The organism is Streptomyces sp. NPDC008238 (genome assembly GCF_042956445.1).
Taxonomy (GTDB): Bacteria; Actinomycetota; Actinomycetes; order Streptomycetales; family Streptomycetaceae; genus Actinacidiphila.
The window spans coordinates 222,609-236,091 of record NZ_JBIBGK010000008.1 but is presented as its reverse complement, the minus strand read 5'-3'; the positions used below and the strand labels follow the sequence as shown (position 1 = coordinate 236,091).

The 13,483-nt window shown below is 71.9% G+C and carries 13 protein-coding genes and 1 pseudogene; 4 read left to right on the top strand and 10 right to left on the bottom strand.

The window, feature by feature from the left end; genetic code table 11:
- Positions 1 to 3: 3 nt before the first annotated feature.
- Positions 4 to 243 carry a twin-arginine translocase TatA/TatE family subunit gene (locus tag ACFZAU_RS19760; protein ID WP_500553221.1) on the bottom strand — a complete coding sequence of 80 codons (240 nt, stop codon included), beginning with the start codon at positions 241 to 243 and terminating at the stop codon, positions 4 to 6.
- 163 nt (positions 244 to 406) lie between these two features.
- On the opposite strand from ACFZAU_RS19760, the gene ACFZAU_RS19755 reads away from it, so the two are divergent.
- Complete coding sequence (locus tag ACFZAU_RS19755) at positions 407 to 790, top strand: BlaI/MecI/CopY family transcriptional regulator (protein ID WP_500553220.1); 384 nt, start codon at positions 407 to 409, stop codon at positions 788 to 790.
- Positions 791 to 798: 8 nt separating this feature from the next.
- Positions 799 to 1,772: pseudogene (locus ACFZAU_RS19750) on the top strand (M56 family metallopeptidase).
- Positions 1,773 to 1,869: 97 nt separating this feature from the next.
- Here ACFZAU_RS19750 and ACFZAU_RS19745 read toward each other — a convergent pair.
- The 4 genes from ACFZAU_RS19745 to ACFZAU_RS19730 all read right to left on the bottom strand — a co-directional run bounded on the left by ACFZAU_RS19745 (position 1,870) and on the right by ACFZAU_RS19730 (position 7,529).
- Complete coding sequence (locus ACFZAU_RS19745) at positions 1,870 to 2,325, bottom strand: tellurite resistance TerB family protein (protein WP_500553219.1); 456 nt, start codon at positions 2,323 to 2,325, stop codon at positions 1,870 to 1,872.
- Positions 2,326 to 2,436: 111 nt separating this feature from the next.
- Positions 2,437 to 5,049, bottom strand: a complete 2,613-nt coding sequence (locus tag ACFZAU_RS19740; protein WP_500553218.1) for a Pls/PosA family non-ribosomal peptide synthetase — start codon at positions 5,047 to 5,049, stop codon at positions 2,437 to 2,439.
- A 228-nt stretch (positions 5,050 to 5,277) separates the two neighbouring features.
- On the bottom strand, positions 5,278 to 6,705 hold the full coding sequence (rox, locus tag ACFZAU_RS19735) for a rifampin monooxygenase (protein WP_500553217.1): 1,428 nt from the start codon (positions 6,703 to 6,705) through the stop codon (positions 5,278 to 5,280).
- 221 nt (positions 6,706 to 6,926) lie between these two features.
- Positions 6,927 to 7,529 (bottom strand): hypothetical protein, encoded by a 603-nt coding sequence (locus ACFZAU_RS19730; RefSeq protein ID WP_500553216.1) that lies wholly within the window; start codon positions 7,527 to 7,529, stop codon positions 6,927 to 6,929.
- A gap of 159 nt (positions 7,530 to 7,688) precedes the next feature.
- Between ACFZAU_RS19730 and ACFZAU_RS19725 the strand changes: the two genes are divergently transcribed.
- Positions 7,689 to 8,237 (top strand): hypothetical protein, encoded by a 549-nt coding sequence (locus tag ACFZAU_RS19725; RefSeq protein ID WP_500553215.1) that lies wholly within the window; start codon positions 7,689 to 7,691, stop codon positions 8,235 to 8,237.
- 71 nt (positions 8,238 to 8,308) lie between these two features.
- Here the strand turns inward: ACFZAU_RS19725 and ACFZAU_RS19720 are convergent, their stop codons facing one another.
- From ACFZAU_RS19720 to ACFZAU_RS19710, 3 genes are all read right to left on the bottom strand, one after another.
- The gene (locus tag ACFZAU_RS19720) at positions 8,309 to 8,758 is read right to left on the bottom strand and encodes a DUF2199 domain-containing protein (RefSeq protein ID WP_500553254.1); all 450 of its coding nucleotides are present in this window, start codon (positions 8,756 to 8,758) and stop codon (positions 8,309 to 8,311) included.
- A 335-nt stretch (positions 8,759 to 9,093) separates the two neighbouring features.
- Positions 9,094 to 9,657: a DinB family protein gene (locus ACFZAU_RS19715; RefSeq protein ID WP_500553214.1), complete on the bottom strand. Its 564-nt coding sequence runs from the start codon at positions 9,655 to 9,657 to the stop codon at positions 9,094 to 9,096.
- Between the two features lie 219 nt (positions 9,658 to 9,876).
- Positions 9,877 to 10,497, bottom strand: coding sequence for an L-threonylcarbamoyladenylate synthase (locus tag ACFZAU_RS19710; RefSeq protein ID WP_500553213.1), 621 nt, complete (start codon positions 10,495 to 10,497; stop codon positions 9,877 to 9,879).
- A 210-nt stretch (positions 10,498 to 10,707) separates the two neighbouring features.
- On the opposite strand from ACFZAU_RS19710, the gene ACFZAU_RS19705 reads away from it, so the two are divergent.
- Entirely contained in the window at positions 10,708 to 11,319 is a 612-nt protein-coding gene (locus ACFZAU_RS19705) for a PadR family transcriptional regulator (protein ID WP_499600891.1), read from the top strand.
- Positions 11,320 to 12,119: 800 nt separating this feature from the next.
- On the opposite strand, the gene ACFZAU_RS19700 is transcribed toward ACFZAU_RS19705, so the two are convergent.
- Both ACFZAU_RS19700 and ACFZAU_RS19695 read right to left on the bottom strand, forming a co-directional pair.
- On the bottom strand, positions 12,120 to 12,746 hold the full coding sequence (locus tag ACFZAU_RS19700; protein WP_500553212.1) for a hypothetical protein: 627 nt from the start codon (positions 12,744 to 12,746) through the stop codon (positions 12,120 to 12,122).
- 166 nt (positions 12,747 to 12,912) lie between these two features.
- Positions 12,913 to 13,341, bottom strand: a complete 429-nt coding sequence (locus ACFZAU_RS19695; RefSeq protein ID WP_500553211.1) for a type II toxin-antitoxin system Rv0910 family toxin — start codon at positions 13,339 to 13,341, stop codon at positions 12,913 to 12,915.
- Between the last annotated feature and the right edge of the window lie 142 nt (positions 13,342 to 13,483).

Here is a 13,483-nt window from a genome sequence, read left to right as displayed (position 1 = left end):
GTTTCAGCGGCCGGAGCCGCCGGGCTCGTCGGACGCGCGGGTCACGTCCCCGGGAGCCGCCCGGATGACCCGCGGGGCGGGCCGCTCGGCCGCCGGGTCGTCGTCCGCCTTCATGGCCGCGGCCTCGCTCTTGAGGATGCGGGTGGCCTTGCCGGCGGAGCGGACGAGGTCCGGCAGCTTTCTGATGCCGATCACGACCACGACCACGATGAGCAGCAGGGCGAGTTCGCTGAGGCCGAACATCGTGCGGATTCCCTCCGATTGGACGGGGCGCGCGGCGCCCGAAGTGACGACCCTGTGAAACTACAGCACTGTAGTAGGCGTGGGCCAGGGCGCACGGCCGCCGCTGGCTACGATGAACCGCCCCGGCCACGGCGGGTGCCGCGGCCGGCTGGAGGGAGACGGGGTGAGGGACCGGGTGCACGGCAGGCGGCGCGGTCAGGGCGAGTTGGAGGCCGAGGTGCTGGCGGCGCTACGCGCGGCGCCGGGACCGGCGAGTGCGGCGAAGGTGCAGGAGGAGCTGGACTGCGCCCTCGCTTACACCACGGTGGTGACCATCCTGACGCGGCTGCTCGCCAAGGGCGCGGTGACACGGGAGCGGGCCGGCCGGTCGTTCGTGTGGACCCCGACCGCCCACCAGGCGGACCTGGCGGCGCTGCGCATGCGCAAGGTGCTGGACGGGGAGCAGGACCGGCAGGCCGTCCTGGCCAGCTTCGTGACCGGACTGCTGCCGCAGGACGAGCAGATGCTGCGCGAACTGCTGGAACAGGCCGGGGAATCCGAGGAGTAGGGCGGGCCATGGGGGTCTTCGTCTTCCTTCCGCTGGTCCTGCCCCTGACGGCGTGGCCCGTCGCCCGGCTCGCGGCGCAGCACCTGCACCCCGCACGGCGACCTGGCTCCTGTCGGCGGTGGCCGGGGTGCTCGCGCTGTGCAGCACGCTCTGCCTGGCCCTGCTGATGGTGGTCGGCACCGCTCAACTGCCGGGCAACCCGCTGCCGGACGGCTGGTCGGACCCGCAGGTGCGTGCGGCGGTCCCGTACGACGAGGTCGCCGGCAAGGCGGCCATACCGGGTCTGGCCGTCGTGCTCGGCGCGTGCGCGCGGGCGGTGTGGCGGCACCGCGCGGTCCACGGCCGGGCGCGGCGCGCGCTGGAGGGCCTGCCGGCCGGCCCGGTCGCGGTGCTGCGCGACGGCGCGCCCTACGCGTACGCGCTGCCGGGCCGCCGGCCCCGGATCGTGGTCAGCACGGGGATGCTGGGCCGGCTGACCGCGGGCGAGCGTCGCGCCCTGTTCGCCCACGAACGGTCCCACCTCGCCCGCCGCCACCACCGGTTCCTGCTGGTCGTGCACCTCGCGGCGAGGGCCAACCCCTTCCTGCGGCCGCTGCGTTCGGCGGTCTCGTACACGACCGAACGGTGGGCGGACGAGGAGGCCGCCCGTACGGTCGGCAGCCGTCGTACCGTCGCGCTGGCCATCGGCCGGGCCGCACTCGTCTCCGCGGGGGCTCCGGGTGCGGGCCTCGCGGGCTTCGTGGGGTCCGCCGGCTCCGAGGGGATCACCGGGCTCGCCGGGTTCGCGACGACGGGCCCGGTGCCGCGCCGTGTCGCCGCCCTGCTGGCACCCGCCCCCGCCGGGCGCGTCTGGCCGCCGGTCTGCACGGCGGTGGGCCTGGCCGCCTGGGGCGCCGCCGCGGGCACCGCCGCCTCGGCGCTCTCCTCGGCGAACGCCGCGGTCACCCTGTTCCTCGTCCTGCACGCGGCCACCCCGCTGTAGGCCGCCGGCCGGGGGTGCTGCCGCCGGGGCGGACGGCAGCACCCGGTCGTCCGCCGGTCCCGGCCCGTCCCGGTGGCGAGGCGCCTGCGGCCTGGATCTAGAGGTCGAACTCGTGCGGCGGCAGGCCGAGGGTGTGGCAGGCCTCGCGGACGACGGCCTGCTCGGTCTTGTCGAAATCGCCGTCGGCGCCGCCGATGACGATGCCGATCTGGACGACGGCGCGGGCCTCGGCGGGCTTCTTGGCGGCCTTGGCGATCTCCTGCAGCACGCTGACCTTGCCGAAGTCGAAGTCCGAGGTGAGCTTGGCGAGGTTGGCGTCGAAACGGCGCTGGAGGTCCGTCGCGTCGAAGTTCTGCAGGACCTCGTTGGTGGCGATCAGCTGGGCGACCCGGCGCCGTTCGGACGGGTCGATGGTGCCGTCGGCCGCGGCGACGAGCGCGCACATCGCCATGGCGGCGTCACGGAAGGCACCGCTCTTGAGGTCGTTCTTCTTGGCCACGAGTTGCGTGTGCATCGTGGCGGCGGATTCCTTGATGCGGTCCCACAGGGGCATGAACGCTCCAGGTCTCGGCGGCGCCCGGACCGGCTCCCGGACGGGCTCCCGCGTTTACTACAGCGCTGTAGAAACGGGAGCCGGCTCAAGAAGGTTCCCCGCGGGGCGGCTTCAGCCGGGCGTGCCGGGCGCGCCCATCGCGGCGTCCCGCATCTCCCGGGCCGGGTTGCCGCCCCAGCGGGCCCGCTCCGGCACCTCCTCGCCCTTCATCAGGAAGGAGTCGGGCGCCAGGACCGCCCCGTCGCCCATCGTCACGCCGTAGTGGACGAGGGCGCCCACGCCGACGGTGCAGCGGCTGCCCAGCGTGGTGCGGTCCGACTTGAAGGTGCCGTCCTCCTGCGAGTGGCACTGGATCCGGGTGCCCTCGTTGAGGACGCACTCGTCGCCGATGCTGACCAGGGACCGTTCCGGCACGTAGCAGCCGTCGTCGAAGACCCGGCTGCCGATGCGGACGCCGAGCAGCCGCCAGACGACGGTCTTGAAGGGCGTGCCGTTGAACACCGCGATCGCCTCGGTCGGGTTGGTGATCTTCCAGTAGCGCTCGTGCCGCCAGAAGGGGCGTTCGTAGATCGAGCAGTACAGCGGCCGCAGGCCGTGCCGGCCCGCGGTGGCGCGTTCCGTCAGCACCATGCCGGCGACGGCGAACAGGACGGTGAGGACGTTGGCGAGCGCGATCACAGCCGGACCGAACGTGCCGTAGAGGTCCGCGGCCGCCGACACGACCAGGGCGACCGCGAAGAAGAACAGCCACCGCGAGCCCAGGTGCAGGGCCATCGTGGCGGCGTTGTGCCGGTTCTTGGCCGCCAGGCGGCGCCGGAACGCCACGCGGTCCCGGACGAGGTGGTCGAACCTGCTGTCGCGCAGGACGGATCGGGGGATCTCGAAGCTCGGCGAACCGAGGAGGCCGACGCCCTCCCGTACCTCCCCGTCGAGCGGCACCATCACCTTGGTCGCCAGCAGGCAGTTGTTGCCGGTCCTGGCCCCGGCGGGGAACGCGATGTAGTTGCCCAGGAAGTTGTGCGGGCCGATCGTCACCTCGGACGTGCGGAAGGAGGTGCCGGTGTAGTCGGTGTTGATGACCGACAGCCCGTCGGCGACCATCGTCCCCCGGCCGACGCTGGTCAGGCGCGGGGTGTCCTGCCGCACCGTGAGGCCGAAGTTGGAGCCGGTCTGCTCGACCTCGCCCAGGTCGTACCCGAGACGGCCCAGGTAGGCGACGATCGCCGAGCTGTCGCCGAACAGGACCTTGTGGAAGCGCCGGTTGGTGAGGAAGCCGACCGCCCGGTGCACCCCGTAGCGGAAACCGTACAGGGGGTAGTCCCGGCCCGGCCGCACGACGGGACCCAGCACGCGCGGGACGGTCACCGAGAGCAGGGCGCCCACGACGACGGCGCCGAAGAAGAAGATCGCGGAGGCGGCCAGGGCGTCGGCGTAGAACGTCCAGCCGGTCAGCGCCGTGGGCCCGGGGGCCAGCAGCGCGCGGAACTGCGGGACCGCGGCCGTCAGCAGGGCCGCGCCGCCGACGGCCAGGGGCACGTACAGCACCAGGGCCGTCAGCACCTGCGTCGACGCGTACGCCGTCCTGCGCAGGGTGCCGCAGCGGGCGGGGCCGGCCGCGCGGCGGTAGTCGATGTCGGTGGGCTGGGCCGGGGAGCCGTGCCAGCGTTCGCCGACGGGCACGGACTGGCCCGCGTGCAGCGAGGAGGAGTGCCCGAGCTGGGTGCCGTCGCCCATGGAGGTCCCGATGTCGAGCACCGTCGCCTCGCCGATCAGCACGTCACGGCCGAGCGTGACCGGGCCGGTCCTGATCACCCCGGACTGCGCCCGGTAGCAGTTGAGGAAGGCGTCCTTGCGGATGACGGTGTCGTCGCCGACGGTGAGCAGGTCGGTGCAGACCGGCACGTGGCGGGTGAAGACCGTCACCCGCCGGCCGATCCTCGCGCCCAGCGCCCTCAGGTAGAGGGAGTAGACGGGGGAACCCGCGAACAGCGCCAGCGGATTCGCCCGGATCAGCGTCTTGGCGCACCAGAAGCGGACGTACGCCAGGCTCCACAGCCGGATCTCCCGCGGGCGCCACCGGCCGACGAGCACCCACTTGCCCAGGATCGGGAGTACGCAGACCCCGAGGAAGGCCACGGCCCCGAAGAGGACCGCACGCAGGTAGGTGACGAGCAGACCCGAACCGTCCGCGATCCACTCGACGCCGGCCGTGAGGACGAGGGCCGCCGCGAAGGAGTACGCGAGGAAGAACAGCAGTTGGAGCGTCGCGCACAGCGCGTAACGCGGCGCGCCCGACGGGCCACCCGGCGTGCCCGGGGTGCCCGGTCCGTACGGCGCCGTGCCCGTCGCGGGGGACGCCGCGAGAGCCGGCGCGGGTGCCGGGGGCGGGGCGTCCGCGAGGGATGCAGCCAGGCTCCTGACGGTGGGGTGGCGGTAGACGTCCTTGATCGAGACGGGCGGTACGTCCTCGCGCTTCCTGAGCCGCGCGCAGAAGCGGGCCATGACCATGGAGTCCGCGCCGAGGTCCGTGAAGAAGTTGCTGTCGAGCGGGACTCGCTCCGCCTGCACGACCGGGGCCAGGACCTCGGCGATCACCCGTTCGCGGCCGGTGGCGGCGAACGCGTCGCCATCGGGGCCGGGATCGGTATCGGGGTCGGGGCCGGTACCGGGGTCGGGATCAGGGTCGGGATCGGGGGTCAGGACGTCGACCGGGATGTCCGCCATGGCGGCTCCATGTGGGGTGCGGACCACCCGCCCTCGGGCCGGCAACCAAGGCGGCACGCCTCGGCCGGCGTCCGGGCGGGCGATCCGGAAGCGGTGGGTGTGCCCTGTGTCCGGCATTCGGGGATCTTTGTGTCGTACTCGCAGTCTCGGCCCCGGACGCCGCGAATGCCACTCGGCCGTACGGTCACCGTGGGCAACTCCCGTCCGACGGAGGGTGATACCCCCTGGTCAGCCGCTGGGAGCGCCGAACCAGCGGGCGAGGGCGGCCAGAAGATCCTGCCGGTCCGCGCCGGCCCAGGCGACATGGCCGTCGGGGCGCAGCAGGACCGCGGGGACGTCCGGCTCCCCACCGGCGTCGACGACGTGGTCGACCCGGTCCTCCCAGCCCGCCGCGGACAGCGCGCCGCCCGTACGGTCGAGCAGCAGACCGCGGCCGGCGTGCATCAGCGCGTACAGCCGTCCCTGCTTCAGCTCCACGTCCCGCAGCCGGCGGCCGAGCAGTTCGTGGCCCTCGCCGAGGTCGTAGCGGACCGCGATCCCGGTGATCTTCCCGATCAGGTGCCGGTTCACCTCCTCGAAACCCATCAGCTCCGCCAGCAGTCCGCGCACCGCCCGCGGTCCCGGCTCGGCGGACAGCAGGTGCATCTGCGCGCGGGTGTTCTCCAGCACGTCGGCGGCCACGGGGTGCCGTTCGGCGTGGTAACTGTCCAGCAGCCCCTCGGGCGCCCGGCCGAGCACCGCCGCCGCGAGCTTCCAGCCGAGGTTGAACGCGTCCTGGAGGCCGAGGTTTAGCCCCTGCCCGCCGGTCGGCGGATGGACGTGCGCCGCGTCGCCGGCGAGCAGCACCCGCCCCACCCGGTAGCGCTCGGCCTGCCGGGTGGCGTCACCGAAGCGGGAGAGCCAGCGCGGCGAGTGCACGCCGAAGTCGGTGCCGGCGATCGCCCGCAGCCGTCCCTTGAACTCCTCCCAGGTCGGTGCCGCGCGGTCCTCGGCCACCCCCTCGGCGGGCATGATCACGCAGTACCGCCCGTCCGGTTCGGGGATGACGCCGAACCGCTCCCGCGTCCTGCGGACCTCGGCCACCACGGCGGCCACCGTCTCCGGCGGCGCGGCCACCTCCATCTCGCCGATCAGCGTCTCGACCCTGGAGGGCTCGCCGGGGAAACCGACGCCGAGCAGCTTCCGCACGGTGCTGCGTCCGCCGTCACAGCCGACGAGGTAGCGCGAGCGCAACCGCGTCCCGTCGGCCAGTTCGGCGGTGACCCCGTCGTCGTCCTGGCTCAGCCCGGACAGTGCGCGGCCGCGCCGGATCTCGGCGCCGAGTCCGGCGGCGTGCTCGGCCAGCAGGCGTTCGGTGACCGGCTGCGGGACGGCGAGGACGTACGAATGCGCGGTGTCCAGCCCCTCGGGCCAGTGCTTGCCGAGGCCGCCGAAGAAGCCGCCGGACGTGACCTTCCTGCCGTGCGCGAGGAACCGCTCCAGCAGGCCCCGCTGGTCCATCACCTCGATGCTGCGGACGTGCAGGCCGCGCGACCGGGTCTGCACGCTCGGCTCCGCGTCCCGCTCCAGCACGAGCACCCGTACGCCCTGCAGCCGCAACTCGGCCGCCAGCATCAGCCCGGTCGGCCCGCCGCCGACGACGATGACGTCGATCATCAACACACCCCAGCCCGTGGTTTCCGGTTCAGGGCGGTGATTCTGCGGCACGACGGGGGCCTTGCCGCAAGGCCCCCCGTGCGCTATAGCTTGAGAGTGGCAAGGAGCGGGCGCTCCTTGCCTTTTGTCTTCGGCGGGCTTTGTCGTCGTGCCGTCGAAGCGACGCACCGCGGCCCGGGCGCCGACCGGGCGCCGACCGGGCCGACGGCTGGAGTCGACGCCTACTGCTGCGCGGAGTCGCGCTCCTCGGGGTCCGGCTCCTCGGTGCCGGTTTCGAAGTAGACGTCGAGGACGGCGTCGAACTCATCGTTCCAGGCCCGCAACCGGCGTCGGCTGGGCGCGTCGACCCACGTCTCGAACCAGCGGCGCTCGGACAGGTAGACCGTGACGCCGAAGCGATGCCCCCACTTGGGGACGTCGACCTCGACCGCGCGGATCTCCTTCCAGCGGAACTCGGCCTCGGTGTCGTCCAGTCGGAAGGCGAGGCCGTGCCGGTCCGCCCGGATCGCCCCCCTGCGGTCCGCCGCCTCGAACACCCGCTCCTCGCCGGAGCCTTCGGTGCCTTCGTCGTCGACCTCGTCGGCATGGTCGTCATCGGTGTCGGTGGCGGACTCCTCCGGGGTCGCGTCCTCGGTTCCGGCTTCGGCCTCGGCGGGCGACGGCGCGGCACCGGTCGTCACGTCGGACGCACTTCCGGTCTCGGAGGCCGCGGCCTCGGTTCTGTCGTCGCCCCCCGGTTCCGGCGCGAGGATGCCGGGGACGTAGGCCGGATCGATGCCGGCGGCCTGTACGAGCGGGATGTTCGGACCTCTGCTCTGCTCCACGGCGGGCAGTATGGCTGATCCGCCTGTGCGCCCGACACTCGCCCCGGCGTTCGGGTCCGGCCGTACTGTCGCGCGGCCGAGCGACCTGCGCCGTCGAGGTCGCACCACCCGACTCCGCCCGGGCCGACGACGATCGACGCCCGTGGCATGCTCGTCCGCATGATCGATGCGCCGAGCGACGGCTGGTCCTTCGCGACAGCGCGGGTGCCGGCTCGATTCGGTGCCTGCGGGGTGGACGGCGCCCCCGGTGTCGAGCACGCGGTGGGCGCGCGCGGGACCCTGTGCGGGAAATCGGCGCGGTGCACCACTGGCTACCTGCACCTGTTCGATCCTGGTGCTCTGCATTCATGTCTGCGGTGTCGTGAGAAGGCGCAGGCCGCTCCCACGGAGCCATGCGCACAGGAACGCCTTCACGACAGAGTCCAGGCCGCAGCGAAGGACGGGGTCCGCGATGACCTGCTCGTCGCCCTGCGCAAAGGTGCGAGGGTCGACTTGTGGATCAGCGGTCCATCCGAAGCCCTGGCGCGGGACTATGCGAGGCTCGACGAGTTGACCGAGGGGGCAGGGACTGTCGCCGATGCCGTCGCCGCCGCCTCGACGATCGGCCTGGCCCGCGTCGAGGACGACCTATGGCGGTTCCTCGTTGTCCTGCCGGTCGACGGCGGCCGCCCTCTGGTCTCGCGTGGACCACGCGACCTTCACGCATGAGGTCGCGGCCTCCCATGTCCTGTCTCAGCGAAGTTCGACCGGTCTCAGTGAACTTCGGCCGACGCGGCCCGTCACGCCGGGTGGAGCACCGCCATGGCGATCTCACGCACGCGGTCCTGCGTGATTCCGGAGCGCTGTTCGACGGCGAGCGGGTGGTCGGTGGGCTCCAACTCGATGAAGGGCCGCTTGCCGACCGGTCGGGTGTGAGCGTTCGTCTTGAGGTTGGTCGTGCTCTCGGGATAAAGCGCGAGCTCGGTGCTGAGCCAGCCGAAATACGGCTTCTCGGCCTCGCGGCCCTCCGTGTTCCACACCTCAAGGGCACGGGCGAAGTTGTCCCTGCTCAGTGAGACCCAGACGCCCCAGGAGAAGACGTCCTGGCTGCCGATCACGGGTATCTCGATCAGGCCCTTGACGAAGAAGTGCCGGCCCTTGATCACGCACTGGTCGGACGACAGCATGCTGTCCGGATCACTCTCGAAGCTGTGGTCCCACACGTCCGGGGCCATCGTCGAGTAGCTCATGGGGAGCTCTGCGTGGCGCTCGCCGCAGCACGAGCACGTGAAACCGAGATCGTTGGACATGCCGTGAGCCTAGCGAGCCCTGCACGGGGGTCGCCCTTGACCGTCCAGTCGCTCGCGGCGCGCTGCCGCCGTCATTCAGCGTCCGACTGGTCGGCCCCAGCCGGTGAAGCCTCGATGAGACGCACAGGCCGGTCGTCAGCGGCGCACGCCGCAACCCGAAGCACCTTCCGGGCCACAGACCGACTCATCATCGGAAAGGCCTCTCGGCGGCAGCAGCCACGGAGCGTCACGGAGTCCAAGTAACTTCCCGAAGCTCGATCGCCGGTTGCCGAGAGTCATATTCGGCGCGGTGTGGCTCCGTCCTGCCAGCGGTAGAGGTCGCGCAGCAGGGAAATCTCGGCGCCGTGATGGATCAGCTCCCTGTTGACGTGCAGGACCCTGTTCTCCATGGGAAACCGCTCGGGACCCACCGTGGGCGGATTGTCCAGGTCGGCGTCCGAGAGCTCGCGGACCCCCGCGTTCCATCTCCCGTACATCTCATCGAGCTGTTTCAGCGCCTCGTCAGCGGTCCCCGCGTAGGCGAATGTCCGGGAGTCGAGGTCCTGGCCGCCGAAGTACCACCCGACCCGATAGCCCAGGCACGAGACGATGATGTGCGCCAGCCGCCAGGCAATCGTGGTCACCGGCGCCGGCACCGGGGCAGGGGACGCGGAGTCCATCGTCCATTCCCCCGAACCTTCCGGCACCGGTGCGGCCGACGTGTCACGTGGGCGGATGCTCCAGCAGCCCCGTACCGGCTCCCAGAAGTACTCCTCGTCGGTAAGACCGTCCAGCCGTGGCCGCAGGTTCTTGCGCCAGTACCAGTCCAACTGCTCGGCGAGCCGCTCACTTCTTGTCATTGCCGCACACTACAGACCCGTCGAGCAGAGTGATCGTCGGCGTCTGCGGTCATCCTCCACTGTCGATCGGCCTTCGCCGGCAATCGATCAACACCCGCTGACGCAGGTCAACAGTTCCTGTCCCGTCTCAGTGAAGTTCGAGCGTTCTCAATGAAGTGTGACCGGTGCCCTGCCTTCGCGGCTGTTGAGGCTGCGAGGGGCAGGGCGAGCGGCGCGGCCTCACTCGAACCGCGAGGTGTCTCCCGCGCCCCGCCGTACGATCTCTGCCACGCCGCCGGAGAAGTCGACCACCGTCGTCGGTTCGGTGCCGCAGTCCCCGGAGTCGACCACGGCGTCCACCGCGTGGTCGAGCCGGTCCTTGATCTCCCAGCCCTGGGTCATCGGCTCCTCCTCGTCCGGCAGCAGCAGTGTGCTGGACAGCAGCGGCTCGCCCAATTCGGCCAGCAGCGCCTGGGTGACCACATGGTCCGGGATGCGCACACCCACGGTCTTCTTCTTCGGGTGCAGCAGCTTGCGCGGCACCTCACGGGTGGCCGGGAGGATGAAGGTGTAGCTGCCGGGCGTGGACGCCTTCACCGCCCGGAACACGTCATTGTCCACCTGCACGAACTGGCCCAGCTGCGCGAAGTCCCGGCACACCAGGGTGAAGTGGTGCCGGTCGTCGAGGCGGCGGATCGAGCGGATCCGGTCCATGCCGTCCCTGCTGCCCAGCCGGCAGCCCAGCGCGTAACAGGAGTCGGTGGGGTATGCGATGAGCGCTCCCGACCGCACGGCGTCGGCGACCTGGGCGATGCTGCGGGGCTGGGGGTTCTCGGGGTGCACGTCGAAGTACTTCGCCATCTGCCGAGCTTATGCCGTACCCGGGTCCCGCACTCGCGGGGCCGCGCCCCGTCGTCGCAACTACCGACAGCCCAGTCGTCAATCTTCGGTGAGACCGGTGCGTCTTCGCTGGAACAGGACAGTTCCGCAGGCGGGAGGGCCTTGCTCTGCGACTGTTGCCGATATATCGTTGAAGCATCGCGACCGTACGACGATGGAAGGAGCGTCACCATGCGTTCCCATGGACATGGACACTTCGGGCCCGGCCATCACGGCCGCGGCGACCATGAGCAGGAAGGGCGGCGCGCGGCGTTCGGGCCGTTCGGACCGCCGTTCGGCGGGGGGCCCTGGGGGCCCGGGCCGTGGCACGGCGGGCGGGGCGGCAGGGGAGGCCCGCGGGGCCGGGCGAGGCGCGGCGACGTGCGTGCCTCGATCCTGGCGCTGCTCGCGGACCGGCCCATGCACGGCTACGAGATGATCCAGGAGATCGCCGAGCGCAGCGGCGGCGCGTGGAAGCCGAGCCCCGGCTCGGTCTACCCGACGCTGCAACTGCTCGAGGACGAGGGCCTGATCAGCAGCGCGTCGGAGGGCGGCAAGAAGCTCTTCACGCTCACCGAGGCCGGCCGTACCGAGGCTGAGGCGGGGCCCGACGCCCCTTGGGAAGAGGCCGGGCGCGGCATCGACTGGGAGGCCATGAACGAGATCCGCAAGGCGGGCGCCGGCCTGGTCGACGCCTTCCGGCAGGTCTGGGCGACCGGTACGCCCGAGCAGCGCGACAAGGCGCTGGGCGTGGTCAACGAGGCCCGCAAGAAGCTCTACCTGATCCTCGCCGACGAGGACTGACAGCCCTCTGTACGCCGGTGGCCCGGGATGCACACGTGTCCCGGGCCACCGGCGTCCCTCGGTCGGGCGTGGTGACGTGGACGTGGGTGGGTGCGGGTTCGTCTCGCGCCCTTCGGGCGCAAAGATGCGGGCTGCGGAGGGGAGGGTGGCGGCCCGGGGGCGGTCGGCAGTGTGCGGCCCGGTGGTCGGCTGGGGTTCAGGCGCCGGAGCGGGTTGCCTTTCCGGTGGCCTGGGGTCTCGTTGCCGTCAGCGGATATAGATGGCCGGTTGCCACGCCATCCGTGGGTGGTGGGCGCGCCCGCCGTAACCCGCGACTGCGGGTGCTTCGAGGTGCTGCCGGGAGGTCGGCGGGAGATCGGGCCCGCTTTCGACGGTATGGACGTCGAAACAGAGCCCGTTCTTCGGGCTGGATGAGATCGGGCCCGCTTTCAGCGGTATAGACGTCGAAAGAGAGCCCGATGTCGGATCGGGGAAGCACCCGCAGACGCCGGTTACGGCGGGCGCGCCACCCACGAACGGTGGGCGTGGTCACCGGCCATCATTCGCGGACGGCGACGAGACGCGAGCCAGACGAACAACCCACCCCGCTCCGGCGCCTGAACCCCAACCTCCCACCGCCCCGCAGACTGCCGACAAGCCCCGAGCCTCCACCCTCCCATCCGCAGCCAGCCGCTGTGCGCCCGCAGGGCGCGAGACGGCGGGGCGGTCGCCCCACCAGGGTCCGCCCCCAACACGGGCGGCGACCGCCTCCAGGAGCGTCCACACGCCACCACGAACACGCCCCCGTCGGCACGTGACCTCTACGGGCAGGCCTCGCCGAACTTCACGGCCTCGAAGGCGATCGGCTGCCCCGTGAGCCGGGCGCCCGCGGCCGGCGACTGCGAGCACACCTTCCAGTTGCTCTCCATGAGGATGAAGCGGTCCTGCCCGGAGGCGTCCTCCGCCGTGATGCTGGTCGCGGCGGTGAGCGTCGTGCGGGCCACCTTCACGGAGGTGCCCGTGAGGTCGGGCATCGTCACGCCCGCCGCGGCCGGCGGGGAGGCGTCCCGGGCGGGGCAGGACTCCGTGAGCTTCACGGTGCCGAAGTCGACGGTGACGGTGGTGGACCGGCTGCCCGGCACGGGGCGCTGGAAGCAGACCTTCCAGTCGCGGTCCCAGATCTGGTCGCGCCCCCGGCCCAGCGCGTCGTGTGAGTCCAGGCGGTAGAAGCCCAGCGTCTGGGCCTTGTCCTGGGCGGCCTGCAGACCCATGCCGGCGAACGAGGGCAGGTCGGCCGGCCCGGCCGTGGCGGGAGCGCTCGCGGCCGGTCGGTCGTCGCCCGTGGTGCCGCTGCCGTCGGCGGGGTCGCAGGCCGTCGTCGCGCCGGCGAGGGCGGCGAGTGCGAAGGCGGCGGCGGAGCGTACGGCGGCGGTGCGGGCGATCTGCATGGGCGGGGCTCCCCTGTCGGTCCGTCGGCACGGCACGGCCGGCGCAAGCGGTACCGTACCCGGGCACATCGGATCAATGCCCCATCGTCCACGTGTGGGTGACGAGCGATCAGCGACGAGTGACGTGGGGCCGCCCTGCGGACCGTCCGGTGGCTCCGGTCCCCGGTTACTCGACGAGGCCGGCGAGCTTGCGCAGCGACTCGTGGAGCGCCGCGGTGGCGGTGTCCTTGAGCTTGCCCGCCATGAGGGCGACGGCCGCGCCGTTGAAGGAGCCGTCGATGCGGACGTCGGTCTGGTCGCCGTCCGGGGTCAGGCTGTAGCGGGTCAGCAGGTCCACGGCCATCGGGCCCTTGCCCGCGATCGCGAACCCGCGGCCGGGGTCCACCGAGGTGACCTCCCAGTTCACCGCGGCGGGGAAGCCCATCAGCTTCATGTTCTCCCGGTAGGTCGCGCCCGTCTCCAGCGGCTGGGGACCGCCGTCGGGGAAGCCGGTGTGCGTGGTGCTCCACTGCGTGTGCGAGCTGAAGTCGGTGAGGGTGCGCCAGACCTTCTCGGCCGGTGCCGCGATGCGGGCCTGGGCGGAGACCTCGGCCATACGACCACACTCCCTTGCGTCGGCGAGTGAGCGGAACGTAACGGCCGTGGCCGGAAGTTTCAAGACTGACGATCTGTCAGAAATGGTGAGGGCCGGTGCCGGGGCGGGCCGGACGCGGAGGTGCCGCCCCGGCCCTTGTGGG